The sequence below is a fragment of the Streptomyces sp. NPDC059248 genome (assembly GCF_042753905.1).
In the GTDB taxonomy this organism is placed as follows: Bacteria; Actinomycetota; Actinomycetes; order Streptomycetales; family Streptomycetaceae; genus Streptomyces.
Map to the genome: position 1 here is coordinate 45,264 of NZ_JBHYZV010000039.1, position 24,549 is coordinate 69,812.

18 protein-coding genes and 1 pseudogene are annotated in these 24,549 nt (G+C 72.1%); 8 read left to right on the plus strand and 11 right to left on the minus strand.

What is annotated here, in order from left to right:
- Window positions 1–189: 189 nt before the first annotated feature.
- The 5 genes from mmsA to iolC all read right to left on the minus strand — a co-directional run bounded on the left by mmsA (window position 190) and on the right by iolC (window position 6,899).
- Entirely contained in the window at window positions 190–1,692 is a 1,503-nt protein-coding gene (mmsA, locus tag ACFXG1_RS18580) for a CoA-acylating methylmalonate-semialdehyde dehydrogenase (RefSeq protein ID WP_384743620.1), read from the minus strand.
- Between the two features lie 77 nt (window positions 1,693–1,769).
- On the minus strand, window positions 1,770–3,734 hold the full coding sequence (gene iolD / locus ACFXG1_RS18585) for a 3D-(3,5/4)-trihydroxycyclohexane-1,2-dione acylhydrolase (decyclizing) (protein ID WP_384719381.1): 1,965 nt from the start codon (window positions 3,732–3,734) through the stop codon (window positions 1,770–1,772).
- Complete coding sequence (iolB, locus tag ACFXG1_RS18590) at window positions 3,731–4,681, minus strand: 5-deoxy-glucuronate isomerase (RefSeq protein ID WP_384719378.1); 951 nt, start codon at window positions 4,679–4,681, stop codon at window positions 3,731–3,733. Before iolB ends, iolD begins: the two co-directional genes overlap by 4 nt.
- A 239-nt stretch (window positions 4,682–4,920) precedes the next feature.
- Window positions 4,921–5,805, minus strand: coding sequence for a deoxyribose-phosphate aldolase (locus ACFXG1_RS18595; protein WP_384719376.1), 885 nt, complete (start codon window positions 5,803–5,805; stop codon window positions 4,921–4,923).
- Window positions 5,802–6,899, minus strand: a complete 1,098-nt coding sequence (gene iolC / locus ACFXG1_RS18600) for a 5-dehydro-2-deoxygluconokinase (RefSeq protein ID WP_384743638.1) — start codon at window positions 6,897–6,899, stop codon at window positions 5,802–5,804. The genes ACFXG1_RS18595 and iolC overlap by 4 nt, the downstream gene beginning before the upstream one ends.
- 243 nt (window positions 6,900–7,142) lie before the next feature.
- Between iolC and ACFXG1_RS18605 the strand changes: the two genes are divergently transcribed.
- From ACFXG1_RS18605 to ACFXG1_RS18615, 3 genes are all read left to right on the plus strand, one after another.
- Window positions 7,143–8,054, plus strand: coding sequence for a sugar phosphate isomerase/epimerase family protein (locus ACFXG1_RS18605; protein ID WP_384720525.1), 912 nt, complete (start codon window positions 7,143–7,145; stop codon window positions 8,052–8,054).
- A gap of 247 nt (window positions 8,055–8,301) precedes the next feature.
- Window positions 8,302–8,499 (plus strand): helix-turn-helix transcriptional regulator, encoded by a 198-nt coding sequence (locus tag ACFXG1_RS18610; RefSeq protein ID WP_384720528.1) that lies wholly within the window; start codon window positions 8,302–8,304, stop codon window positions 8,497–8,499.
- Between the two features lie 343 nt (window positions 8,500–8,842).
- Window positions 8,843–9,160, plus strand: a complete 318-nt coding sequence (locus ACFXG1_RS18615) for a heavy-metal-associated domain-containing protein (protein ID WP_384720531.1) — start codon at window positions 8,843–8,845, stop codon at window positions 9,158–9,160.
- Window positions 9,161–9,885: 725 nt separating this feature from the next.
- On the opposite strand, the gene ACFXG1_RS18620 is transcribed toward ACFXG1_RS18615, so the two are convergent.
- From ACFXG1_RS18620 to ACFXG1_RS18640, 5 genes are all read right to left on the minus strand, one after another.
- A complete protein-coding gene (locus ACFXG1_RS18620; protein WP_384711479.1) occupies window positions 9,886–11,175 on the minus strand; it encodes a citrate synthase in 1,290 nt (429 codons plus the stop codon).
- Between the two features lie 227 nt (window positions 11,176–11,402).
- Complete coding sequence (locus ACFXG1_RS18625) at window positions 11,403–13,610, minus strand: ATP-dependent RecD-like DNA helicase (protein ID WP_384743627.1); 2,208 nt, start codon at window positions 13,608–13,610, stop codon at window positions 11,403–11,405.
- A gap of 76 nt (window positions 13,611–13,686) precedes the next feature.
- Entirely contained in the window at window positions 13,687–14,487 is an 801-nt protein-coding gene (locus ACFXG1_RS18630; RefSeq protein ID WP_384711504.1) for a sugar phosphate isomerase/epimerase family protein, read from the minus strand.
- A gap of 83 nt (window positions 14,488–14,570) precedes the next feature.
- Window positions 14,571–15,707 (minus strand): DUF993 family protein, encoded by a 1,137-nt coding sequence (locus tag ACFXG1_RS18635; protein ID WP_384711486.1) that lies wholly within the window; start codon window positions 15,705–15,707, stop codon window positions 14,571–14,573.
- Window positions 15,704–16,855 (minus strand): Gfo/Idh/MocA family protein, encoded by a 1,152-nt coding sequence (locus ACFXG1_RS18640; RefSeq protein WP_384711489.1) that lies wholly within the window; start codon window positions 16,853–16,855, stop codon window positions 15,704–15,706. The genes ACFXG1_RS18635 and ACFXG1_RS18640 overlap by 4 nt, the downstream gene beginning before the upstream one ends.
- 284 nt (window positions 16,856–17,139) lie before the next feature.
- On the opposite strand from ACFXG1_RS18640, the gene ACFXG1_RS18645 reads away from it, so the two are divergent.
- The 3 genes from ACFXG1_RS18645 to ACFXG1_RS18655 all read left to right on the plus strand — a co-directional run bounded on the left by ACFXG1_RS18645 (window position 17,140) and on the right by ACFXG1_RS18655 (window position 20,275).
- Window positions 17,140–18,198: a LacI family DNA-binding transcriptional regulator gene (locus tag ACFXG1_RS18645; protein WP_384711492.1), complete on the plus strand. Its 1,059-nt coding sequence runs from the start codon at window positions 17,140–17,142 to the stop codon at window positions 18,196–18,198.
- Between the two features lie 131 nt (window positions 18,199–18,329).
- Window positions 18,330–19,271: a GNAT family N-acetyltransferase gene (locus ACFXG1_RS18650; RefSeq protein ID WP_384711495.1), complete on the plus strand. Its 942-nt coding sequence runs from the start codon at window positions 18,330–18,332 to the stop codon at window positions 19,269–19,271.
- Between the two features lie 122 nt (window positions 19,272–19,393).
- On the plus strand, window positions 19,394–20,275 hold the full coding sequence (locus ACFXG1_RS18655) for a sugar phosphate isomerase/epimerase family protein (protein WP_384743632.1): 882 nt from the start codon (window positions 19,394–19,396) through the stop codon (window positions 20,273–20,275).
- Here ACFXG1_RS18655 and ACFXG1_RS18660 read toward each other — a convergent pair.
- Window positions 20,181–21,107, minus strand: a pseudogene (locus ACFXG1_RS18660) (EamA family transporter); the annotation flags it as partial. The gene ACFXG1_RS18655 and the pseudogene ACFXG1_RS18660 sit on opposite strands and share 95 nt — an antisense overlap.
- A gap of 145 nt (window positions 21,108–21,252) precedes the next feature.
- On the opposite strand from ACFXG1_RS18660, the gene ACFXG1_RS18665 reads away from it, so the two are divergent.
- Window positions 21,253–22,245 carry a LysR family transcriptional regulator gene (locus ACFXG1_RS18665; protein ID WP_384711501.1) on the plus strand — a complete coding sequence of 331 codons (993 nt, stop codon included), beginning with the start codon at window positions 21,253–21,255 and terminating at the stop codon, window positions 22,243–22,245.
- Between the two features lie 376 nt (window positions 22,246–22,621).
- Window positions 22,622–24,490, plus strand: a complete 1,869-nt coding sequence (locus ACFXG1_RS18670; RefSeq protein WP_384743635.1) for a glycoside hydrolase family 3 protein — start codon at window positions 22,622–22,624, stop codon at window positions 24,488–24,490.
- Window positions 24,491–24,549 lie beyond the last annotated feature (59 nt).

Consider the following 24,549-nt stretch of genomic DNA (forward strand, 5'->3'; position numbering starts at 1 on the left):
GAAACCCTAAGCGGGCCGTCCGACCGGATTCACCGGCGCCGGGGGGAGTCCGGCGCCCTCCCCCGGAAGTACGCGGCGGCCGGACGTACACCGGACGCGGTACGCGCCGCCCCGCTGCGTGCCGTACCGGCGCCCGGCCCCGGGGCTCGTCGGGGCCGGGCGGGCGTCGGTGGGCCGGGCGGGCGCGGCTCAGCTGTTGCGCGGGAAGCCGAGGTCGACGCCGGTGTGGGGCTCGGACGGGTCGGGCCAGCGGGTGGTGACGACCTTGCCCCGGGTGTAGAAGTGCACCCCGTCGTTGCCGTAGATGTGGTGGTCGCCGAAGAGGGAGTCCTTCCAGCCGCCGAAGGAGTGGTAGCCGACGGGGACCGGGATCGGGACGTTGACGCCGACCATGCCCGCCTGGATCTCCAGCTGGAAGCGGCGGGCGGCGCCGCCGTCGCGGGTGAAGATCGCGGTGCCGTTGCCGAACGGGGAGGCGTTGATGAGCCGTACGCCCTCCTCGTAGGTGGCGACGCGCAGCACGCAGAGCACGGGGCCGAAGATCTCGTCGCGGTAGGCGTCGGAGTCGGTGGCGACCTTGTCGAGGAGGGAGAGCCCGATCCAATGGCCGTTCTCGTATCCCTCGACGGTGTGGCCGGTGCCGTCGAGCACGACATCGGCGCCCTGGGCCGCCGCGCCCGTCACATAGGAGGCGACCTTGTCGCGGTGTGCCCGGGTGATCAGGGGGCCCATCTCGGACGCGGGGTCGGTGCCGGGGCCGATGGTGATCTTCTCGGCGCGCTCGCGGATCTTCTCGACGAGTTCGTCGGCGACGGAGTCGAGGGCGACGACGGCGGAGATCGCCATACAGCGTTCGCCCGCGGAGCCGTACGCCGCCGAGACCGCGGCGTCGGCGGCGGCGTCGAGGTCCGCGTCGGGCAGGACCAGCATATGGTTCTTCGCCCCGCCCAGGGCCTGGACGCGCTTGCCGTTGGCGGAGGCGGTGGTGTGGATGTAGCGGGCGATGGGGGTGGAGCCGACGAAGGAGACCGCGGCCACGTCCGGGTGCGCCAGCAGGGCGTCCACCGCGACCTTGTCGCCGTGGACGACGTTCAGGACACCGTCCGGCAGCCCGGCCTCTGCGGCCAGTTCGGCGAGGAGGTTCGCGGCCGACGGGTCCTTCTCACTCGGCTTGAGGACGAAGGTGTTGCCGCAGGCGACGGCCAGCGGGAACATCCACATCGGCACCATCGCCGGGAAGTTGAACGGGGTGATCCCGGCGACCACGCCCAGGGGCTGCCGGATCGACGCGACGTCGACCCGGCTGGAGACCTGGGTCGACAGCTCGCCCTTGAGCTGGGTGGTGATCCCGCAGGCCAGTTCGACGATCTCCAGTCCGCGCGCCACCTCCCCCAGCGCGTCGGAGTGCACCTTGCCGTGTTCGGCGGTGATCAGGGCGGCGATGTCGTCGCGCCGGGCGTCCAGCAGGGCGCGGTAGCGGAAGAGGATCTCGGTGCGGCGGGCGAGCGACGACGTGCCCCAGGCCGCGAACGCCTCGCGGGCCGTCGCGACGGCCGCCGCGACCTCGTCGGCCGAGGCCAGCGCCACCCTGGTGGTGACGGCACCGGTCGCGGGGTCGGTGACCTCGCCCCAGTTGCCGGACGCGCCCTCGACGGTCTTGCCACCGATCCAGTGGTTGACGGTCTTCGTCATGACGAAAGGCTCCTTCACAACCTTCGCGGGTACCGGCGCACGGGCCGGGCGGTCGGGGCGGAGGCGCGGCCGTCCTGTCACAGATGGCGCCGCCGGGCCGTGATCTGCCGTTCGTACTCCTCCCGGGCCCTGATCGCGGACGGACGGTTCGCCGTCTCCGCCACAGGAACATCCCACCACGCCTGTGCGGGGGGCGCGCCCGACACAGTGTCTGCCGTTTCGGTCTCCACGTAGACACCTGTCGGCACATCCGACCAGCGGGCTTCGGCCAGGGCTTCTTGCAGGTCACGTACGGTACGGGCGCGGATGACCCGCAGTCCGAGCGAGGCCGCGTTGGCGGCCAGGTCGACGGGGAGCGGCCCGCCGGTGTAGGTGCCGTCGCCGGCCCGCAGCCGGTAGGCGGTGCCGAACCGTTCGGCGCCGACGGACTCCGAGAGGCCGCCGATCGAGGCGTAGCCGTGGTTCTGCAGGATGATCACCTTGATCGGGACGTTCTCCTGGACGGCGGTGACGATCTCGGTGGGGTTCATCAGATACGTACCGTCGCCGACGAGCGCCCAGACGGGACGGTCCGGGGCGGCGAGCGCCACGCCGATGGCGGCGGGGATCTCGTATCCCATGCAGGAGTAGCCGTATTCGACGTGGTACTGGTCGGTGGAGCGGGCCCGCCACAGTTTGTGGAGGTCGCCGGGGAGCGACCCGGCCGCGTTGATCACGATGTCGTCCCCGGTGACCAGGGCGTCGAGCGCGCCGAGTACCTGGGTCTGGGTGGGGCGCGCGCCGTCCGCGCCGGAGCCGCCGTGGCCGGGGCCATCGGAGCTTTCGGAGCCGCCGGAACCGGGGTCGGAGCCGGAGCCACCGAGGGCGTACGCGGTGTCCACCAGGCGCTCCCAGCGCTCCTTCGCCGCCCCGTACGCCTGCTCGTACGCCTCGGGTACGCGGTAGCCGCCCCCGGCCGTGAGAGCGTCCGTCAGCTCCTCCAGGGCCGCGCGGGCGTCGGCGACGACCGAGAGCCCGGCCATCTTGTGGGCGTCGAAGGAGGTGACGTTGATGTTCAGGAAACGGACGGCGGGATTCTGGAAGAGGGTGGAGGAAGCGGTGGTGAAGTCCGACCAGCGGGTGCCCACACCGATCACGAGATCGGCGGAGCGGGCCAGCTCATCGGCGGTCGCCGTCCCGGTGTGGCCGATTCCGCCGACGTCGCGGGGGTGGTCGTACGGCAGGGCGCCCTTGCCCGCCTGGGTGGCGGCGACGGGGATGCCGGTGGCATCGGCGAACCCGCGCAGCGCCTCCTCCGCCTCGGCGTGGCGGACCCCGCCGCCCGCCACGATCAGCGGTCTCCGGGCCGCCGCCACGGCCCGGGCGGCGCCGCCGAGCGCCCCGCGGTCGGGGCGGGCCCTGGGCACCCGCCAGACGCGTTCGGCGAGGAAGTCCTCCGGCCAGTCGTACGCCTCGGCCTGGACGTCCTGCGGCAGCGCGAGCGTCACGGCACCGGTCTCGGCGGGGTCGGCGAGGACCCGCACGGCCGCCAGGGCCGCCGGGATCAGGGCTTCCGGGCGGGTGATCCGGTCGAAGTAGCGGGAGACGGGCCGCAGCGCGTCGTTGACCGACACATCGCCCGCGTACGGCACTTCGAGCTGTTGGAGCACCGGATCGGCGGGGCGGGTCGCGAACACGTCGCCGGGGAGCAGCAGGACCGGGAGCCGGTTGACGGTGGCGAGCGCGGCGCCGGTGACGAGATTGGTGGCACCCGGGCCGATGGAGGTGGTGACGGCATGGGCGGAGAGCCGTCGCGACTGGCGGGCGTAGCCGACCGCGGCATGCACCATGGCCTGTTCGTTGCGGCCCTGGTAGTAGGGCATCGCGGTCCCGGGTCCCGTACCGGACTCGACGAGCGCCTGACCGATCCCGGCCACATTGCCGTGGCCGAAGATGCCCCAGGTGGCGGCGATCAGCCGATGGCGGCGGCCGTCGCGTTCGGTGTACTGACGGCCGAGGAAGGCGACGAGCGCCTGGGCGACGGTGAGCCGGCGGGTGGTCATCGGGGTTCCTCCTCGGGGGGCGGCGCGGTCGGCCCGGAGGCGGCGGCCGGTGACCCGGGGGCGGTGCGAGGCGCTTCGTACAGCGGCAGTCTGGGGTCGACGGCCTGCCCGGGCCAGGTGTCCCGGATCCACCGGTGGTCCGGATGGTCGCGGATCAGCCAGGCGCGCCCGGGTCCGGGGCCCGCCATGGCGTTGAGGTAGTACATGGTCCGGCCGGGCGGGGCGATCGACGGGCCGTGCCAGCCGTCGGGGACGAGGACGGCGTCGCCGTCGCGGACCTCGGCGAGCACATCCGTACCGCCGGGCCGGGACGGGGAGACGCGGTGGTATCCGAGCCCGCCGTCCTCGATCTCGAAGTAGTAGATCTCCTCCAGTTCGGACTCGGCGCCCGGATGGTGCTCGTCGTGCTTGTGCGGCGGATAGGAGGACCAGTTCCCGCCCGGGGTCAGCACCTCGACCGCGATCAGCCGGTCGCAGTCGAACCCGCCCGCCGCGGCGAAGTTGTTGACCTGGCGGGAGCAGGATCCCGAGCCGCGCAGCTCGACCGGTACCTCCGGCGCGGGGCCGTAGCGAGCGGGGAGTCGTCGCTCGCACTTCGCTCCTGCCAAGGCGAAGCGGCCTCCCGCACCGGAGGCGATCTGTGCCCGGGCGTCACGGGGGACGTAGGCGAAGTCGGAGACCCCGCTGAACACGTTTTCCCGGCCCAGCAGTTCGAAAAACTCACCGTCGGCGGTGACCGTGCAGCTTCCGCTCAGGGGCAGCACGATCCACTCGGCGTCCCCGGTGGTGAAGGAGTGCGTGGCGCCGGGGGCCAGTTCGAGCACCCGGAGCCCGGTGTACTCGCGGCCGGGCCCGCCGGGGTCGAGCCGCAGGGCGTACGGTCCGTCGGCGGCCGTTCCCGCCGGTACGAACCGCTCCCCGTTCCGCTCGCCCTCGTCGGTGCTCATCGGTCCCCGCTTCTCCCTGTCCGGATGGTCCGCCGTGCCGCCGTGCCGCCGTGCCGTGGTGCCGTGGTGCCTGGTGCTTGGTGCCGTGCGCAGCTCCGTGCCGTGGTGCCGTGCGCTGTGCTGTCGTGCCTGGTGCCGTCGTGCCGTGCGCCGTGCCGTCGTTCCAGTGTTCCGGGTGCCGCCGCGGCCCGGTGACGCGCCCCCGGGCTCCCGGCGGGCCCGGCCGGGCGCCGCGGCGGTCAGAGCAGGCCGACGGCCGTGTCGACGGCCTTGGCGACATCGCCGTCGACGGGGTAGAGCAACGAGCGTCCCACCACCAGTCCCTGCACCGTGGGAAGCCGCAGCGCGGCCCGCCATCTCTCGTACGCGCCGTGCTGATCGTCCCCGATCTCGCCGCCGAGGATGACGGCGGGCAGGGTCGACGTCTCCAGCACCGCCGCCATGTCGTCGGGGTCGTCGGTGACGGGGACCTTCAGCCAGGTGTACGCCGAGGTGCCGGCCAGGCCCGACGCGATGGCTATCGACCGGGTGACGGCCTCCGCGCTCAGATCGGTCCGCAGCCGGCCGTCCACCCGGTGGCAGATAAACGGCTCGACAAAGACCGGAAGCTGGCGCTCCGCCATGTCGTCGATGGTGCGGGCGGTGGTGTGCAGGGTGTCCAGCGACCCGGCGTCCCCGTAGTCGATACGGAGCAGCAGCTTCCCGGCGTCGAAGCCGAGCCGGGCCAGATCGCGGGCGCGGTGGCCGGTGAAGCGGTCGTCGAGTTCGAAGGAGGCGCCCGCGAGTCCGCCGCGGTTCATGGAGCCGACGACGATCTTGTCTTCGAGTGCGCCGAGCAGCAGCAGGTCGTCGAGGATGTCGGCGGTCGCCAGGACACCGTCGACGCCGGGCCGCGCGAGCGCGAGGCAGAGCCGTTCCAGCAGGTCGGTCCGGTTGGCCATGGCCAGCCTGCTGTCGCCGACCGCGAGGGCGCCGCGAGCGGGGTGATCCGCCGCGATGATCATCAGCCGGCCGGAGTCGCCGAGGAGCCCCGGCCGCCGCCGGCGCCGGGCCGCGGCTTCGGCGACGGCCTCGGGGTGGCGGGTGCGGATCCCGGTCAGCTCGGCGATGGAGACACGGCTCATGACGGGCTCCCGGGGCGGGTCGCGGAAGCGCCGGCCGATTCGGCGGCGGGTCGGGGCGCGGGCCGCTCCGCCGGCGGCTCCGCGCGGCCCGGGGGCTCGGGCCGCTCGGCGTCCTCGTCCCGGCGCTCGCGTTCCGCCGGGACCGGGCCGCCGGAGAGGACCTGCTCGACCTCGTCCGCGTACGGCATCGCGCTGGAACAGGCGAGCCTGGCCGCGACGATCGCCCCGGCGGCGTTGGCGTAACGCATCACCCGCTCCAGCGGCCAGCCCGCCAGCAGTCCGTGGCAGAGCGCGCCGCCGAAGGCGTCGCCCGCTCCCAGGCCGTTGACGACCTCGACGGGCACCGGTGGGACCTCGGCCCGGGTGCCGTCGTTCCGCAGCGCGAGGACGCCGTCGGGGCCCCGTTTGACCACCGCGAGCTCCACCCCGGCGGCGAGCAGCGCCCGGGCGGCGGCCTCGGGGTCGCGCTCCCCCGTGGCGATCTCGCATTCGTCGACATTGCCGACGGCGACGGTGGCGAAGCCGAGGGCCTCCCGGTAGTACGGCCGCGCCGTCTCGGGGTCCCGCCAGAACATCGGCCGCCAGTCGAGGTCGAAGACCGTGATCCCGGCGCGGTCGCGGTGGGCGAGCGCCGTCTGGGTGGCGCCCCGGCTGGGCTCGGCGCTCAGGCCGGTGCCGGTCACCCAGAAGACCCGGGCGCGCCGGATCGCCTCCAGGTCCAGCTCGTCCGCCCGGATCTCCAGGTCGGGGGCCTTCGGCCGCCGGTAGAAGTAGAGGGGGAAGTCGTCCGGCGGGAAGATCTCGCAGAAGGTGACGGGGGTCGGGTACTCGGCGACGGCGGTGACCCAGCGGTCGTCCACCCCGAAGTCGCGCAACGCCCGGTGGAGATAGTCCCCGAACGGGTCCAGGCCGGTGCGGGTGATCACGGCGGTACGGCGCCCGAGCCGGGCCGCGCCGACGGCCACATTGCTCGCGGAGCCCCCGAGGAACTTGCCGAAGGTGTCGACCTCCGCCAGCGGGACGCCGGTCCGCAGCGGATAGAGGTCCACCCCGATCCGCCCCATGGTGATCACCTCATGAGGTGCGGCGCCCATGTCGTACGGCGGCGGTACGTCCGGCGGTGGCACGTCCGACTGAGGCACGTCCGACTGAGGCACGTCCGACTGAGGCACGTCCGGCGGTGGCACGTCCGGCTGAGGCATGCGCGTCCCTTCGGTCCTCCGACTCGGCGCCCGGCCCTCAGATCCAATGCTCCCCGCCGGGCCCTGTCAATATTTTGTCCTGACATTCGGACGAAGGCTTGACACCCTTTCGGCATGGCCGGAAAGCTCGGTCGTATGACCAGCCCCGTCGCTCCCCCGCATCGCATCCGGGTCGGCTCGGCCCCCGACTCCTGGGGCGTGTGGTTTCCCGAGGACCCCCGGCAGGTGCCGTGGCGGCGCTTCCTCGACGAGGTCGCGGCGGCGGGGTACGAGTGGATCGAGCTGGGCCCGTACGGCTACCTTCCGGCCGACCCCGCGGTCCTGGCCGATGAGACGGGGCGCCGGGGGCTGAGGGTGTCGGCCGGCACGGTCTTCACCGGGCTGCACCGCGGGCCCGCGGTCTGGGACGAGACCTGGGCCCATGTCTCGGACGTCGCGGCCCTGACCCGGGCGACGGGCGCCCGCCATCTGGTGGTCATCCCGTCGTTCTGGCGGGACGACAAGACCGGGGAGGTCCTGGAGGACCGCACCCTGACGGCCGCACAATGGCGCGATCTGACCGCTCAGACGGAGCGGCTGGGGCGGGAGGTGCGGGAGCGGTACGGGTTGACGATCGTGGTCCATCCGCATGCCGACACCCATATCGACGGCGAGGAGAACGTCCAGCGGTTCCTGGACGCCACCGATCCGGAGCTGGTCTCGCTCTGTCTCGACACCGGCCATTACGCGTACTGCGGCGGCGACAGCGTCAAGCTCATCGAGACCTACGGCGAGCGGATCGGCTACCTCCATCTCAAGCAGGTGGATCCGGCCGTGCTCGCCGAGGTGGTGGCGGACGGGGTGCCGTTCGGGCCGGCGGTCGCGCGGGGGGTCATGTGCGAACCGCCGGGCGGCGTACCGGAGCTGGAGCCGGTCCTGGCGGCCGCGCGGGCGCTCGACGCCGACCTGTTCGCGATCGTCGAGCAGGACATGTATCCGTGCCCGCCGGACAAGCCGTTCCCGATCGCCCGGCGCACCCGGCGGTTCCTGCGCTCCTGCGGGGTCTGACGGACTTCCGAAGGTCTTTGCGAACAGTAGGTATCACCCCATATCGCCCCGTTCAACGATTTATGGCGATGATCAGATATATCTCCATTACGCGGGCCTTACGTCACAGCTGATCAACATCACGGCATTCCCCCTCCCGGAGAAGGGGTCCGCGGGACCAGGCTCGGTGCTCGCCAAGCGCATCCGCCGCAGGTCCTTCGTGGTCCCCCAACCCCGACTGCGGCGCCCGCAAGGAGGTGTCGCACAGATGTCGGACAGAAGGCTCTGGTCGTACAAGGAGATCGCCGCGCACATCCGGGTGCAGCCGGACACCGTTCGTTCCTACCGCAAGCACGGGCATCTCCCGCAACCGGACCTGGTCGAGGCCGGGAAGCCCTACTGGTACGCCGACACCGTCCGCGCCTGGGTGGCGAATCGGCCGGGCAACAATCGCGGCCGCCGCTGAACCGGACGGGACGGAAGCACGGGGCAGGTCCGCCACGCCCCGAACGGGTACGACGCCGGGCCGCGCGCCCGGCGTCGTACCGTCGGATTCCGCGCCGCTTCCCGCACCTCTTCCCGCGCCCCATTCCGCGCCACTTTCCGCGCCGCCTAGCGGGGCACTGCGCGGGGGCGCGGGATCCGGTCGGACCACGGATACGACATCACCCGGAAGCGACAGCACCCCGAAAGGGATTCCATACCCCCTAGGGGTATAGTATGGTGTGCAGCACGGGCCCCGGGGCCACCAACCGCCCCAGCCCGCCCGGAAGCGACCACGCCGTCCGACCGCCCACGAGGAGAACGCCATGAGCACCCAGCCCGACATCGAGATCATCGAGACGGCCCCCGCGTCCGGCTGCTGCGGCGGCGGCTCCTGCGGCACGGACGCCGCCCCGGCCGAGTCCGCGGGCGCCGTCACCACCGTCTACAAGGTCACCGGCATGACCTGCGGCCACTGCGAGGGCGCCATCTCCGCCGAGGTCTCCCAGATCGCGGGCGTCACCTCGGTGACCGCCGTCGCCGCCTCCGGTCTGGTCACCGTGGTCTCCGAGGCCCCGCTCGACGAGGCCGCCGTACGCGCCGCCGTGGACGAGGCGGGCTACGAGGTGGCGGGCACCGTCTGAGCCGGACGGCACCCCGGGCCGGGGCCGTACGGGACCGTTCCCCGCGAACGGTCCCGTACGGCCCTCCCGCGCTTCCCGGACCGCCGGGCGGTATCAGCGATATTTCGGACACGTGCGAACGTGATCCGCCTCTCATCGCGAGGCCGTTCCACGGCCCTCGAACGGCGTCTTCCGGGCTCGCCGCACCACTCCACAAGACCTTCACATGACTGAATCAGGCCAGGTCAGGGCCATGATCACCGACTTTGGATCGGCCCGCCCCCGGCCGCCGGAACAGCCCGCCCGACCGACCCCTGCCCCTGTCGCGCGACTACATGTGAGGCACAAGACCTTCACAAAGAGACCTAGATCACAGATATTGAGGGGTAACCATTGAGGCCCGTCCAGGGTCTAAATGGACGATGCCAGGAACGTCTTGGGGGACGTTCATGGGATGTCTTGGGGGACATCTCAGGCAAGCGTTGGCCGGGGCACGTACCCGGGGAGCTTTGAGCGGCCCTCCCGTCGTGCGTACCCCGGCATACCGCGCGCAATCCGCGGTCGCAGACACCCGGCCGGATCCCGTGGGGGGAATCCGCTCCGGGGATATGGGAAGCGCCCCGCTCGCCGACCCGTGGGGGGATCGGCGGTGGGGCGCTTTCCGCTTTGCTGCTCCGCTCGGCCGCAGGGCCTCGCCGCTCGCCTTCGTGGCTCGGCCTGGCCGCTCGGCTTTGTGGCTCGACGCGTCAGCGGGCCTCGACGGGGACGAAGTCGCGAAGGACCTCACCCGTGTAGATCTGCCGCGGACGGCCGATCCGGGAACCCGGCTCCTTGATCATCTCGTGCCACTGGGCGATCCAGCCGGGCAGCCGGCCGAGCGCGAACAGCACGGTGAACATCTCGGTCGGGAAGCCCATGGCCCGGTAGATCAGACCGGTGTAGAAGTCGACGTTCGGGTAGAGCTTGCGCTCGACGAAGTAGTCGTCGGCGAGCGCGTGCTCCTCCAGCTTCAGGGCGATGTCGAGCAGCTCGTCCGACTTGCCGAGGGCCGAGAGGACATCGTGCGCCGCCGCCTTGATGATCTTCGCCCGGGGGTCGAAGTTCTTGTAGACGCGGTGCCCGAAGCCCATGAGCTTCACGCCGTCTTCCTTGTTCTTCACCTTGCGGATGAAGGAGTCGACGTCGCCGCCGGACGCCTGGATGCCCTCCAGCATCTCCAGCACCGACTGGTTGGCGCCGCCGTGCAGGGGGCCCCAGAGGGCGGAGATGCCCGCCGAGATCGAGGCGAACATATTCGCCTGCGAGGAGCCGACCAGGCGGACCGTGGAGGTCGAACAGTTCTGCTCGTGGTCCGCGTGCAGGATGAGCAGCTTGTCCAGCGCCGCGACCACGACCGGGTCGGGCACGTACTCCTGGGCGGGGACCGAGAAGGTCATCCGCAGGAAGTTCTCCACATACCCGAGGTCGTTCCGCGGGTAGACGAAGGGGTGGCCGATCGACTTCTTGTACGCGTACGCCGCGATCGTGGGCAGCTTGGCGAGCAGCCGGATCGTGGAGAGGTGGCGCTGCTTCTCGTCGAACGGGTTGTGGCTGTCCTGGTAGAACGTGGACAGGGCGCTGACGACCGACGACAGCATCGCCATCGGGTGGGCGTCGCGCGGGAAGCCGTCGAAGAACCGCTTCACGTCCTCGTGCAGCAGCGTGTGCTGGGTGACCTCGTTCTTGAACTCGGAGAGCTCGTCGACCGTGGGCAGCTCGCCGTTGATGAGCAGATAGGCCACCTCGAGGAAGGTGGAGCGCTCGGCCAGCTGCTCGATGGGGTAGCCGCGGTAACGCAGGATGCCCTGCTCGCCGTCGAGATACGTGATCGCGGATTTGTACGCGGCCGTGTTGCCGTAGCCGCTGTCCAGAGTCACGAGTCCCGTCTGGGCCCGGAGCTTCCCGATGTCGAAGCCCTTGTCACCGACGGTGCTCTCGACCACCGGGTAGGTGTATTCACCGTCCGCGTAACGCAGTACTACAGAGTTGTCGCTCACGTCATCCCTCACCGACGTAGTGCCTCTTCTTCGAGGTGCCCTGACTGTCTCTACCATCCCCCATTTGGCGCATCAGAGTGCACTCGGGGTCGACCTTTGGGGCTATTGGCGGCACTCAGTGCCGCCAACCTGCTCATCCTGCCCCGTTCGCCCGATTTCCGGAAGTCGGGGTGTCATTTCCCACCCCACCGGAGCGACGGCTCCCCCGGGCGGACGAGTGCGCCCCGTCAGCCGGCCGAGAGCCGATGGGCGAGCGCCGTACACCGTCTGCCTGCGGAAACCGTCCGTACCGCCTGCCCGATCGCCCGGCGGGAGCCGACCAGCACGACGAGCTTCTTGGCCCGGGTGACCGCGGTGTAGAGCAGATTCCGCTGGAGCATCATCCAGGCGCCGGTAGTGACGGGGATCACCACGGCCGGGTACTCGCTGCCCTGGGAGCGGTGGATGGTGACGGCATAGGCATGGGCCAGCTCGTCCAGTTCGTCGAAGTCGTACGGCACCTCCTCGTCCTCGTCCGTGAGGACGGTGAGCCGCTGGTCCTCGATGTGGAGGGCCGTGACCACGCCCACCGTGCCGTTGAAGACCCCGTTCTCGCCCTTCTCGTAGTTGTTGCGGATCTGGGTGACCTTGTCGCCGACCCGGAAGACCCGTCCGCCGAAGCGTTTCTCGGCCACATCGGGGCGGGCGGGGGTGACGGCCTGCTGGAGCAGGCCGTTCAGCACCCCGGCGCCCGCGGGGCCGCGGTGCATCGGGGCCAGCACCTGGATGTCCCGCCGGGGATCGAGACCGAATCTGGCCGGAATCCTGCGCGCGGCCACATCGACGGCCAGCTTGCCCGCGTCCTCGGTCTCCTCCTCCACGAAGAGGAAGAAGTCGGACAGACCGGTGGTGATCGGCTGCTCGCCGGAGTTGATGCGATGGGCGTTGGTGACGACTCCGGACTGCTGGGCCTGGCGAAAGATCTGGGTGAGCCGGACATGCGGCACCGGGCTCCCGTCGGCGAGCAGATCGCGCAGCACCTCCCCCGCGCCGACGCTCGGCAACTGGTCCACATCGCCCACCAGCAGCAGATGCGCCCCCGGTGCCACGGCCTTCACCAGCTTGTTGGCGAGCAGCAGATCGAGCATGGACGCCTCGTCCACCACGACCAGGTCGGCGTCGAGCGGGCGGTCCCGGTCGTAGGCGGCGTCCCCGCCGGGCCGCAGCTCCAGCAGCCGGTGGACGGTGGACGCCTCGGCGCCGGTCAGCTCGGCGAGCCGTTTGGCCGCGCGCCCGGTGGGGGCCGCCAGGACCACCTTCGCCTTCTTGGCCCGCGCCAGCTCGACCACCGAGCGGACGGTGAAGGACTTTCCGCATCCCGGGCCGCCGGTCAGCACCGCGACCCGGCTGGTCAGCGCCAGTCGTACCGCCGCCTCCTGGCCGGGCGCCAGCTCGGTGCCCGTACGGTCGGCGAGCCAGGACAGGGCCTTGTCCCAGGCGACGTCCCGAAAGGCCGGGAGACGGTCGTCGGGGGCCCTCAGCAGCCGCAGCACCTGGGCGGCGAGGGACAGCTCGGCCCGGTGGAACGGGACCAGGTAGACGGCCGTGAGCGGCTCCCCGCCCTCCGGTCCCGGCACCCGTTCCCGTACGACTCCCTCCTCGTCGGCGGCCAGCTCGGCGAGGCACTCGATGACGAGTCCTGTGTCCACCTGGAGGAGTTTCACCGCGTCGGCGATGAGGCGTTCCTCCGGCAGGAAGCAGTGGCCCTGGTCGGTGGATTGCGACAGCGCGTACTGGAGGCCGGCCTTGACGCGCTCGGGGCTGTCGTGCGGGATGCCGACGGCCTGGGCGATCCGGTCGGCGGTGAGGAAGCCGATGCCCCAGACGTCGGCGGCGAGGCGGTACGGCTGGTTCTTGACGACGGAGATCGAGGCGTCCCCGTACTTCTTGTAGATCCGTACCGCGATGGAGGTCGAGACACCGACGCCCTGGAGGAACACCATCACCTCTTTGATGGCCTTCTGCTCCTCCCAGGCCGCGCCGATGAGCCGGGTGCGCTTGGGGCCGAGGCCGGGGACCTCGACGAGCCGCGCGGGCTCGCGCTCGATCACGTCCAGCGTGTCCGTACCGAAGTGTTCGACGATCCGCTCGGCGATCCGGGGCCCGATGCCCTTGATCAGACCCGAGCCGAGATAGCGGCGGATGCCCTGGATCGTGGCGGGCAGGACCGTCGTGTAGTTCTCGACGGTGAACTGCTTTCCGAACTGCGGGTGGGAGCCCCACCGGCCTTCCATCCGCAGCGACTCGCCGGGCTGCGCGCCGAGGAGGGACCCGACGACGGTGAGGAGATCGCCGGAGCCGCGGCCGGTGTCGACGCGGGCGACCGTGTAGCCGTTCTCCTCGTTCGCGTAGGTGATCCGTTCGAGGACCCCTTCGAGCACTGACAGATTGGACATGCCACGACGCTACCTCCGCGGTCCGACAACGCGGGCGGCCTGTGGACAACGGGGTTGGGGCGGCTGTGGACGGGTGTCACCCGGTGACGTGCTCGGCGTACCGGGCGGCGGTCTCGGCCAGCACCTCGGCACCGTCCCTGGCCCACAGCGCGTCGCTGAAGACCTCGACTTCGACAGGGCCCCGGTAGCCGGCCGCGTCCACCCGCTCCCGCCAGCGCCGCAGTTCGACACAGCCGTCGCCGAGCTGTCCCCGTCCGGTGAGTACCCCTTCGGGCAGCGGCGTGGTCCAGTCGGCCAGCTGGAAGCCGTGGATACGGCCTTCGGCGCCCGCGCGCGCCACCTGGGCGGGGGCCGTCTCGTCCCACCAGACGTGATAGGTGTCCACGACGACGCCGACCCGGTCGGGCGGGAAGCGTCCGGCGATGCCGAGTGCCTGGGCGAGTGTCGAGACCACGCAGCGGTCCGCCGCGTACATGGGGTGGAGCGGTTCGACGGCGAGACGTACTCCCGCGTCCCGGGCGTGGGGGACGAGTGCGGCCAGCGCGTCGGCGACCCGTTCCCGGGCGCCCGGGAGGTCGCGGCTGCCCGGTGGCAGGCCGCCGGAGACCAGGACCAGGGTGTCCGTGCCCAGCTCCGCCGCCTGGTCGATCGCCGCCCTGTTGTCGTCGACGGCACGGGCCCGCCCCGCGGGGTCGGCCGCCGTGAGGAAGCCGCCGCGGCACAGGCTCGTGACCCGCAGCCCGGTGTCCCGGATCAGCCGGGCCGCCGCGGTCGTCCCGTACGCCGTCACCGGCTCGCGCCACAGCCCGGCGCCGGGGATGCCCAGGCGGGCGCAGCCCTCGGCCAGTTCGGGCAGGGACAGCTGTCGTACGGTCATCTGGTTGACGCTGAGACGGCTGAGGTCGGGGCGGGCTCGGGTGGTCGGCGCGTCCGGGACCGGGGTCGGGGTGGGGCTGGGGGTCACTCGGGCTCCGCTCCGTCATGGGTGAGCAGGGACGCCATCCGGGCCGCGGCACGTTCGGGGTCGGGGAACAGGCCGAGCCGGTCGGCGAGTCGGTGGGCGCGGGCGAGATGGCCGGGCGTGCGGGCGGTGTGCAAACCGCCGACCATGGTGAAGCGGGGCTGGTGTCCGGCGAGCCAGGCCAGCAGCACCACCCCGGTCCTGTAGTGCCGGGTCGGCGGTTCGAAGAGGTGCGCGGCGAGCTCCACCGTGGGGTCGAGGACGGCCCGGAAGGCCGCCGTACCGGCCGTGTCGAGGGCGTGGAGGGCGCGGGCCGCCAGCGGGGCCAGGGGGTCGAGGACACCCAGCAGGGCGTCGCTGAAGCCGTGTTCGTCGCCCGCGATCAGTTCGGGGTAGTGGAAGTCGTCGCCGGTGTAGCACCGCACCTCTGGTGGGAGGCGGCGGCGGAGCGCGATCTCCCGGTCGGCGTCGAGCAGGGAGACCTTGACGCCGTCGACCTTCCCGGGGTGGGCGCGGACGATGCCGACGAGGGTGTCGGCGGCCGTGTCGAGGTCGTCGGCGCCCCAGTAGCCGCGGAGGGCGGGGTCGAACGCGGGGCCGAGCCAGTGGAGGATCACCGGGCGCTCCGACTGCCGCAGCAGTGCGCCGTACACGTCCTGGTAGTCCTCCGGGGACCGTGCGGCGGCGCGCAGGGCCCGGGAGGCGAGCAGGACGGCGCGGGCGCCGCAGCCCTCGACATGGGCGAGCTGCTCCTCGTAGGCCCGGCGGATCGCGGGAAGGCCGGCCGGTCCGGTCAGCTGGTCCGTACCGGCGCCGCAGACGAGGGCGCCGCCGGTCGCGGCGGCGTCGGCGGCCGTGCGGCGGATCAGCTCGGCGGCGACGGGCCAGCCGAGTCCGGCGCCCCGCTGGGCCGTGTCCATGGCCTCGGCGACGCCCAGGCCGCAGGACCACAGATGGTGGCGGAAGGCGAGGGTGGCGTCCCAGTCGAGTACGGCGGGGCAGGTGGGTCCGGTGGGCGGCGCGAGGGCTCCGGTGGGCGGCGCCGCCGCGACGACGTGGGCCGCGGCGAAGACCTTTCGGGAGGCGGACCGGGGGGTGTACGGGCCGGGGCCGGGGGCCGGGGGTGTCGCGGTCACAGTGTCAGCTCCGGTACGTCGATCCGGCGCCCCTCGGCCGATGAGCGCAGCCCCAGTTCGGCGAGTTGGACCCCGCGGGCGCCCGCCATCAGGTCGCTGTCGTACGGCTCCCCCAGGGCGACGTGGCGCAGGAACAGCTCCCACTGCGCCTTAAAGGCGTTCTCGAAAGGCTGGTTGTCGGGAACCTCCTGCCAGTGGTCGCGGAAGGAGTCGGTGGCGGGCAGATCGGGGTTCCAGACCGGCCTGGGGGTGGTGGAGCGGTGCTGGATCCGGCAGCGGCGGGGACCGGCGACCGCGGAGCCGTGGACTCCGTCCACCTGGAACTCGACGAGTTCGTCGCGCATGACGCGGACCGCCCAGGAGGAGTTGATCTGCGCGACGATTCCGCCGTCGAGCCGGAAGACGGCGTACACGGCGTCGTCGGCGGTCGCCTCGTACGGCTTGCCCCGCTCGTCCCAGCGGCGTGGGATATGGGTGCTGACCTCGGCCATCACACTGGTGACCCGCCCGAAGAGATGGTCGAGCACATAGGCCCAGTGGGGGAACATGTCGACGGTGATCCCACCGCCGTCCTCGGCGCGGTAGTTCCACGAGGGCCGCTGGGCCGACTGCCAGTCGCCCTCGAAGACCCAGTAGCCGAACTCGGCCCGCACCGACAGGATCTCGCCGAAGAAACCCCCGTCGACGAGGCGCTTCAGCTTCAGCAGACCCGGCAGGAACAGCTTGTCCTGGACCACTCCGTGGCGGATTCCGGCCGACCGGGCGAGCCGGGCCACCTCCAGGGCTTCGGTGAGGCCGGTCGCGGTCGGCTTCTCCGTGTACACGTGTTTGCCCGCGGCGACGGCCCGCAGGAGCGCGTCGGGTCGGGCGGCGGTGATCTGCGCGTCGAAGTAGACGTCGACGGTCGCGTCGGAGAGGACGGAGTCGAGATCGGTGTCCCAGTGGCGCAGGCCGTGGCGGTCGGCGATGGCGCGGAGCGCCGGTTCGCGGCGGCCGACGAGGACGGGTTCGGGCCACAGGGTCCGGCCGTCGCCGAGGTCGAGGCCGCCCTGCTCCCGCAGGGCGAGGAGGGACCGGACCAGATGCTGGTGGTATCCCATGCGGCCGGTGACGCCGTTGACGGCGATCCGTACGGTTCCGCGTTTCATGGCGTTGCCTCCGGGCTCATCGGTCCCGACGCCGGGTGCGCGGGGCTGTCAGCGGGCCGGACGCGGTGCCGTGGTTCCCGGCCGTGGTCCGGCGGGTGCCGACGCCGCGGCCGAGGGCCTCGGATCGTGTCCGTATCGCGGTGGTTGGGCCGGTCGCGGACGGCTGGATTCCGGCAGGTCGTGGCGGAGGAGTGATCCAGCAAGCGCTTTCTTCGCGGGAGGACGCTAGCCTGCCGACAGCGGCCCGGACAAGGGTCACGGCCCGTATCCCGCGGAGGGTAGCGATGACAATCACTCTGGCGGATGTCGCCGCACGGGCGCGGGTGTCCCCGGCGACCGTGTCCCGGGTCCTCAACGGCAACTACCCCGTCGCCGCGGCCACCAGGGAGCGGGTCCTGCGGGCCGTCGACGAACTGGACTACGTACTGAACGGCCCGGCGAGTTCACTCGCCGCGGCCACCTCCGACCTCGTCGGCATCATGGTCAACGACATCGCGGACCCCTTCTTCGCCATCATGGCGGGCGCCGCGCAGGGCGAGATAGGCGGCAAGGGGTCGGGGCGCGGAGGCGGCGAGAAGCTGGCCGTCGTCTGCAATACGGGCGGCTCGCCCGAGCGCGAACTCACCTATCTCACCCTGCTCCAGCGGCAGCGGGCGGCGGCGGTGATCCTCACCGGCGGCGCGCTGGAGGATCCGGCGCACACCGCCGCGATGTCCGCGAAGCTGGCCCGGCTGGCGGACGCGGGCACGAGGATCGTGCTGTGCGGCAGGCCCCCGCTCGCGGACGGCGGTGCCGTACTGGCGGCGCTCGCCTTCGACAACCGCGGGGGCGGCAGACGGCTGACGGAGCATCTGCTGTGCCTCGGGCACCGCAGGATCGGCTATGTCGCCGGGCCCGCCGAACGCACGACGACCCGGCACCGGCTGGAGGGCCACCGGGCGGCGCTGCGGGCCGCCGGGGTCGAGGGGGATCAGGAGCGGCTGACCCTGAACGGGCCGTACACCCGGCGGTCGGGATACGAGGCGACGCTGGAGCTGTTGCGGCGGGAGCCCGGTCTGACCGCCGTGGTCGCGGCCAACGACACGGTGGCGCTGGGGGCCTGCGCGGCGCTGCGGGAGCGGGGGCTGCGGATTCCGGCGGACGTCTCCGTCGCGGGCTTCGACGACCTGCCGTTCTCGGTGGACGTGGTTCCGGCGCTGACGACGGTCCGGCTGCCGCTGTTCGAGGCGGGGGCGCGGGCGGGACGGCTGGCGATGGGTACGGAGGAGGCTCCTCCGGGGGGTATCTCGACGGTCGAGGCGGAGTTGCTGGCCCGGCCGTCGACGGCGCCGCCGCCGGGCTGATCCGAAGGCTCTTCCGCGGTCCGGCTCGATTCCGGCGGGAGGGGTTTGCGGCACCGCGAGGCGGGAAAACCATTGACTGAGTCAAAGGAAAGCTCGCGGAGGCGGAGCAGGGTCACGGGGAGGTGGACGGCGTGGCGATCCAGGAGATGCGCGCTTTCAACCGGTTCTATACGAATCTCATCGGCGCTCTGGACTACGGCAAGCATCTGTACACGCCGTACACGCTCACGGAGTCGCGGGTGTTGTACGAGCTGGCGCACAGCCCTCGGACGGACGCGGCCGACCTGCGGATCGAGCTGTCGCTGGACGCGGGGTATCTCAGCAGACTGCTGGGGAAGTTCGAGCGGGACGGGCTGGTGGAGCGGGCGCCGTCGCGCGAGGACGTCCGGCGGCAGCGGATCACGCTCACGGGGCGTGGCCGGGAGGCCGCGACCCTGCTCGACGAGCGGTCGCGGGAGGCGGTCGGCGCGCTGGTGTCCCGGGTGCCGCCCGAGGAGCGCGAGCGGCTGGTGGCCGCGATGCGGACGGTACGGGAGACACTGGCGGCGACCCGGCCCGCGGGGGCCGGGGACCCGGTGCTGCGGGAGCCCGCACCGGGGGAGCTGGGCTGGACGGTGGCCCGGCACGGCGCGCTGTACGCGGCGGAGTTCGGGTGGAACACGGAGTTCGAGGGCCATGTCGCCCGGATCGTGGGGGACTTCGCCCGGGATCGCGCCCCGGAGCGGGAGCGGATGTGGATCGCCGAGCTGGACGGCCGTCCGGTGGGCTCGGTGATGTGTGTACGGGACGAGGCGGAGGGCACCGCCCGGCTGCGGCTGCTGCTCGTGGAGCCCGGGGCGCGGGGGCACGGGATCGGTGAGCGGCTGGTCGGCGCGGTCGTCGGCTTCGCCCGTGACGCGGGTTACCGGGATCTGGTGCTGTGGACCAATGACGTGCTCTCGGAGGCCCGCCGGATATATCGGCGGGCCGGGTTCACCCTGGTCGCGGAGCGACCGCACCGTTCGTACGGGGTGGATCTCGTCGGCCAGGACTGGCGACTGGACCTCGCGGATCGGGAGGCGGTGCCCGGATGAGCCGGACGACGCCCCGGGCGGGGCGGCGACCGCGCCCGGGGGCCGGGACGGAGTCGGGCGGGCCGCACGGTTCCGGCGGACCGGGGTGGGCCTTCGCGTTCTCGACGCTCGGGGTGCCGGGGATGCCGCCGGCGGAGGTGGCCGCGCTCGCCGCGGACACCGGCTGCCGTGGAGTCGAGCTGCGGGCCCATCCGGAGGAGCCGGTCCATCCGGGGCTCGGGCGGCGCGACCGGGCGGCGGTGGCGGGCGCGTTCGGGCGGGCGGGGGTCGGGATCCTGGCCGTCTGCGGCTATCCCCGGGTCGCGGCGGCGGGGCCGGACGGCCCCGTTCTGGACGAGATCGCCGAGCTTGTGGGCCTGGCCCGGGATCTGGGGGCGCCGTACGTCCGGGTCTTCCCCGGGGCGGAACCGCGCGAGGACACCGGCGCCCCCGAGGGCGGCGCCGACGGCGCTGTTGATGGGATGGCGGCGCGGCGGCTGGCATCGGCGGCGCGGGGCGCGGCGCCCCTGGGGGTGCGGATTCTGCTGGAGACGCATGACTCGCACCGCACGGGCGAGTCGGTCGCCCGGGTCCTCGCGGGGGCCGGGCGGCTGATCGCCGGGTCGGGCCCGGGGACGGTGGACGGCCCCGGGGCGGTGGACGGCCCGACGGCCCCGCTCGCCGAGGCGGCGCCGGGCCGGGGTCCCGCCGACCAGGGGCCCGGGGCCGTCTGGGACGTGCTGCACACCTGGTTGGGCGGGGAGCCGGTGGAGGCGACCCGTCGGGCGCTCGGGCCGTCGCTGGGCTATGTCCAGGTGAAGGACGTGGCGTCGCGGGAGGACCTGGCGCCGCTGGCGCTGGGCGCGGGGGTGCTCCCGCTCGGGGACGTTGTCGCCGGGCTCACCCGACCGACCTGGCTGAGCTGGGAGTACGAGAAGCGCTGGGCTCCGGGGGCGGCGGAGTTGCCGGGGCTTCTGGTGCCGGGGCGGGAGTATCTGGAGGGGCTGCTCGGGAGAGCGATGTGACCGCGATACCGCCGACGAGGAGGGCGGCGGACACCCAGCCCAGTGGGGTGATCCGCTCACCGAGGAGGAGCGCCGCGGACGACATGCCGAAGAACGGGACCAGCAGGGAGAAGGGGGCGACGGACGAGGCGGGGTAGCGGCGCAGGAGATAGCCCCAGGCGCCGAAGCCGAAGACGGTGGCACCCCAGGCGATGAAGAGGACGGAACCGACACCGCCCCAGTCCAGACCGCGCAGGGCGGCCGCGCTCGCGCCGGGGCCTTCGAAGACGAGGGAGAGGGCGAGCAGGGGCAGTACGGGGACGGTCGAGACCCAGATCATGAAGTTGAAGGCGTCCGGCGGTGCGGCCTTGCGGGTGAGCACATTGGACACGCCCCAGCACGCGGCGGCCACGATGACCAGGCTGAAGGCGGATACGGGGGCCGAGGCGCCCCGGTCGACCGCGGCGACGCCGATCCCGGCGAGGGCGATGGTCATCCCGGCGATCCGGACCCCGCCGGGGCGCTCGCGCAGGAACACCGCGGCGATCAGGACGGTGAAGACGGCCTGGATCTGGAGGACGAGGGACGCCAGCCCCGGGGGCATGCCGCGGTCCATCCCGATGAACAGCAGACCGAACTTGGCCACGCCCAGGGCGAGTCCGACCCCGATGATCCACTTCCAGGCGACCTTGGGGCGGCCCACGAAGAAGACCGCGGGTACCGCGGCGACGAGGAAGCGGAGGGCGGAGAGCAGCAGGGGCGGGAAGTGCCCGAGGCCGACGTCGATGACGACGAAGTTCACGCCCAGGACGGCGGTGACCCCGACGGCGAGCGCGGTGTGTGCAGGTCGCATAAGGGGAGGATCACCCGACCAAACCATGTAGCACCAGCACCGATTTCTTTATGGTGGGATTCAGTACTGCTTAATTTTCATGGCCGGGCGGCCGACCGGCCCGCGAGGAGCCGAGGGGCGCCGGGGCCGGAAGGAGGTGCGGCGCATGCTCGATCTGGGACGACTGCGGGCCTTGCACGCGGTCTGGACGCACGGTTCGGTCGCCGCGGCGGCCATCGCTCTCGGCTACACCCCGTCCGCGGTCTCGCAGCAGATCACCAAGTTGGAGCGGGAGACCCGTACGCCCCTGATGGAGCGGCGCGGCCGGGGTGTCGCCCTCACCGACGCGGGGGTGCATCTGGCGGGCACGGCACAGGAGTTGCTGGCGATCGTGGAGCGCGCCGAGACGGTGCTGGAGGAGCACAGGGGGAAGCCCTCGGGGCGCCTGACGATCGCCGCGTTCGCCTCGGCGGCGCGGGGGCTGCTGCCCGGGGTGCTCGCGGCGCTGGAGCGGGCGCATCCGGGTCTCGACGTCCGGATGACCGAGGTCGATCCGCATCTCTCGGTCGATCTGGTGGCCCGGGGCAGTACCGATCTCGCGGTCGCCCACGACTGGGACATCGCACCGCTGCCCGCACCCGAGGGCGTGGAGCAGGTGGTGATCGGGGACGACATCTGCGATCTGCTCGTCCCCGAGGGGCACCGGCTGGCCGGCCGGACGGGGGTGCGGCGGGAGGAGCTGACCGGCGAGCGGTGGATCTGCCAGCCACCGGGGACGGTCTGCCACGACTGGCTGATCCGTACGCTGCGTACGGCGGGGTGCGAGCCCGACCTCGCCCATCAGGCGGAGGAGAACCACACCCAGGTCGCCCTGGTGGCCGCCGGGCTCGGTATCGCCATGATGCCCCGCCTGGGGACGGGCCCCCTTCCGGCCGGCGTGGTGGCGGTGGGCCTCGATCCGGTGCCGCGGCGGCGGGTGTACGCGATCTGGCGCACCCGGGCGGCTCGACGGCCCGCCATCGGCGCGATGGTGACGGCACTTCAGGAGCATTTCGCCCTGCTGGACACCTCGCGACCCGACCCCGGGATCGCCGCCGCCGGCCGATCCGGCGGGCGGACCGGGAGACGGCCGGACGTCGTGGGCGCGGGAGGCGGCTGAGCCCTTCACCGGGGACGGTTCCGGCCGGTCCCGACAGGCCTCGAAGAGGGCCCCGAGCCGGGTCCGCGGCGGACCCGGAGAAGCCTCGGGGTACGGGGTCGGCGAACCCCTAAGGGGTCTCACCTAAGGGTGATGACGACGGAGCACAAAGGTCCAAACCATTAATCAAGAGGTCCACACCACCCCATCCACAAAACCTTCACATCTTTCACAATCTTTCACCAGCGTGCCCGTCGGCACGCCGATGACCATTCATTTTTATACTCGCGGGTCTTATTGCCCTACCTACACATTGGCAGTTAGTTTCAGCTCCGTCCGAGCGATTCTGGACGTTTCCTTCAACTCCCTTGCCAGCAAGGCCGGAAGGAGCACCCCCATGCACGACCAGCACCACCAGCACTCCCAGCACCCCCAGGCCCGGGTCTCCAGGCGTACGCTCCTCGCCGCGACCGCGGTCGCCTCCGCCGTCGTGACCGCCGGCGCGGCGCCCGCAGTGGCCGGGACGGCGCAGCACAGACCTGACCGGGACGCCCGGCTGAAGAAGCTCATCGCCCGGATGAGTCTCGAACAGAAGGTCGGTCAGCTCTTCGTCCACTGGTTCTCGGGTTACGACGCCCACAACCCCGAGCCCGCGCACGCCGCCGACAACCTCCGGCGGAACGGCTACAACACGCCTGCCGAGATCGTGAAGAACTACCACCTCGGTGGTGTCATCTACTTCGGCTGGTCCAACAACGTCCGCAACCCGCGGCAGCTGGGCGGCCTCTCGAACGACCTTCAGAAGGCCGCGCTCAGCCAGCCGAACTCCGTACCGCTCGTCCTCTCCATCGACCAGGAGCACGGCGGTATCGTCACCCGGGTCGGCCTGCCCGCCACCCAGCTTCCCGGCGCGATGGCGCTCGGCGCCTCCGGTTCCCGCGGCGACACCCGTACCGCCGCCTACATCGCCGGTACGGAACTCGCGGCCATGGGTATCCGCGAGAACTACGCCCCGGTCGCCGACGTCAATGTGAACCCGGCCAACCCGGTCATCGGTGTCCGTTCCTTCGGTTCGGATCCCACGGCCGTGTCCCGGCTGGTCGCCGCGCAGGTCGACGGCTACCAGTCGGCGGGCGTAGCCGCCTGTGCCAAGCACTTCCCCGGCCACGGCGACACCGGCCAGGACAGCCACACCGAGCTTCCCGTGATCACCCACACCCGGGCGGAGTGGGAGCGGCTGGACGCGCCGCCGTTCCGGGCGGCCATCAAGGCCGGGATCGACTCGATCATGACGGCCCATCTCCAGGTGGCCGCCCTGGACCCGAGCAACGACCCCGCCACGCTCTCGAAGCCCATCATCACGGGCATCCTCCGTGAGGAACTCGGCTTCGACGGCGTCATCGTGACGGACGCGCTCAATATGCGGGGCGTCCGGACCAAGTACGGCGACGAGCGCATCCCGGTGCTCGCGCTGAAGGCGGGCGTGGACCAGCTGCTCTTCCCCGAGTCGCTGCCGATCGCCTGGAACGCCGTGGTCAAGGCCGTCCGGGACGGCGAGCTGACGGAGGCGCGCATCGAGGAGTCGGTGCTCCGCATCCTGCGGCTGAAGGAGAAGCGGGGTCTGCTGAAGGACCCGCTCGTCTCCCTCTCCCGGCTGGACCGCGTCGTCGGCAACCGGCACCACCGGGCCGCCGCCGACCGGATCACCGACGACACCACGACCCTGCTGGTCAACCAGGGCGACGCCCTGCCGCTCAGCAAGCGCCGGCAGAAGAACGTGCTGGTCGTCGGGGTCAACCCGGCCTCGCCCACGGGTACGGACCGGCCGGCGACGACCGTCGCGTCGGACACCCTGTCCGGGCTCGGGTTCACCCCCGCGGCCATCGGGTTCACGGGGAACGCCGCCATCACGCCCGCCGCGATCGAGGCCGCGGCCGCGGACGCGCGCGGCCGGGACGCGGTCGTGGTCCTCACCTCGAACGTGGGGGCCACCAGCCCGCAGCGCACCCTGGTCGCGAAGCTGGTGGAGACCGGTGTCCCGGTCGTCCATCTCGCGGTCGGCAACCCGTACGACATCGCCCAGCTGAGCGGGGTCGCCGCCTCGGTCGCCTCGTACGGCTGGACCGAGATCGAGGTCCGCTCCGCGACCCGTGTGATCGCGGGCAAGGTGGACCCGGAAGGACGCCTCCCGGTGCCCGTGCTGCGCGCGGACAACCCGGCGCAGGAGCTCTACCGCGTCGGCCACGGACTGTCGTACGACGACTGACGGCACCACCCGTCCCCGGCGGGGAGCGGCGGGCCGGCCGGATCATGACCGGTCGGCCC

Coding starts and splice junctions, on each gene's coding strand:
- mmsA (WP_384743620.1), bottom strand. CDS start 1,692: ATGACGAAGACCGTCAACCACTGGATCGGTGGCAAGACCGTCGAGGGC.
- ACFXG1_RS18655 (WP_384743632.1), top strand. CDS start 19,394: ATGCCGCCGGCGGAGGTGGCCGCGCTCGCCGCGGACACCGGCTGCCGT.
- iolD (WP_384719381.1), bottom strand. CDS start 3,734: ATGACCACCCGCCGGCTCACCGTCGCCCAGGCGCTCGTCGCCTTCCTC.
- iolC (WP_384743638.1), bottom strand. CDS start 6,899: ATGGGCGCCGCACCTCATGAGGTGATCACCATGGGGCGGATCGGGGTG.
- ACFXG1_RS18605 (WP_384720525.1), top strand. CDS start 7,143: ATGACCAGCCCCGTCGCTCCCCCGCATCGCATCCGGGTCGGCTCGGCC.
- ACFXG1_RS18610 (WP_384720528.1), top strand. CDS start 8,302: ATGTCGGACAGAAGGCTCTGGTCGTACAAGGAGATCGCCGCGCACATC.
- ACFXG1_RS18615 (WP_384720531.1), top strand. CDS start 8,843: ATGAGCACCCAGCCCGACATCGAGATCATCGAGACGGCCCCCGCGTCC.
- ACFXG1_RS18630 (WP_384711504.1), bottom strand. CDS start 14,487: ATGACCGTACGACAGCTGTCCCTGCCCGAACTGGCCGAGGGCTGCGCC.
- ACFXG1_RS18640 (WP_384711489.1), bottom strand. CDS start 16,855: ATGAAACGCGGAACCGTACGGATCGCCGTCAACGGCGTCACCGGCCGC.
- ACFXG1_RS18670 (WP_384743635.1), top strand. CDS start 22,622: ATGCACGACCAGCACCACCAGCACTCCCAGCACCCCCAGGCCCGGGTC.
- ACFXG1_RS18625 (WP_384743627.1), bottom strand. CDS start 13,610: ATGTCCAATCTGTCAGTGCTCGAAGGGGTCCTCGAACGGATCACCTAC.
- ACFXG1_RS18645 (WP_384711492.1), top strand. CDS start 17,140: ATGACAATCACTCTGGCGGATGTCGCCGCACGGGCGCGGGTGTCCCCG.
- iolB (WP_384719378.1), bottom strand. CDS start 4,681: ATGAGCACCGACGAGGGCGAGCGGAACGGGGAGCGGTTCGTACCGGCG.
- ACFXG1_RS18595 (WP_384719376.1), bottom strand. CDS start 5,805: ATGAGCCGTGTCTCCATCGCCGAGCTGACCGGGATCCGCACCCGCCAC.
- ACFXG1_RS18665 (WP_384711501.1), top strand. CDS start 21,253: ATGCTCGATCTGGGACGACTGCGGGCCTTGCACGCGGTCTGGACGCAC.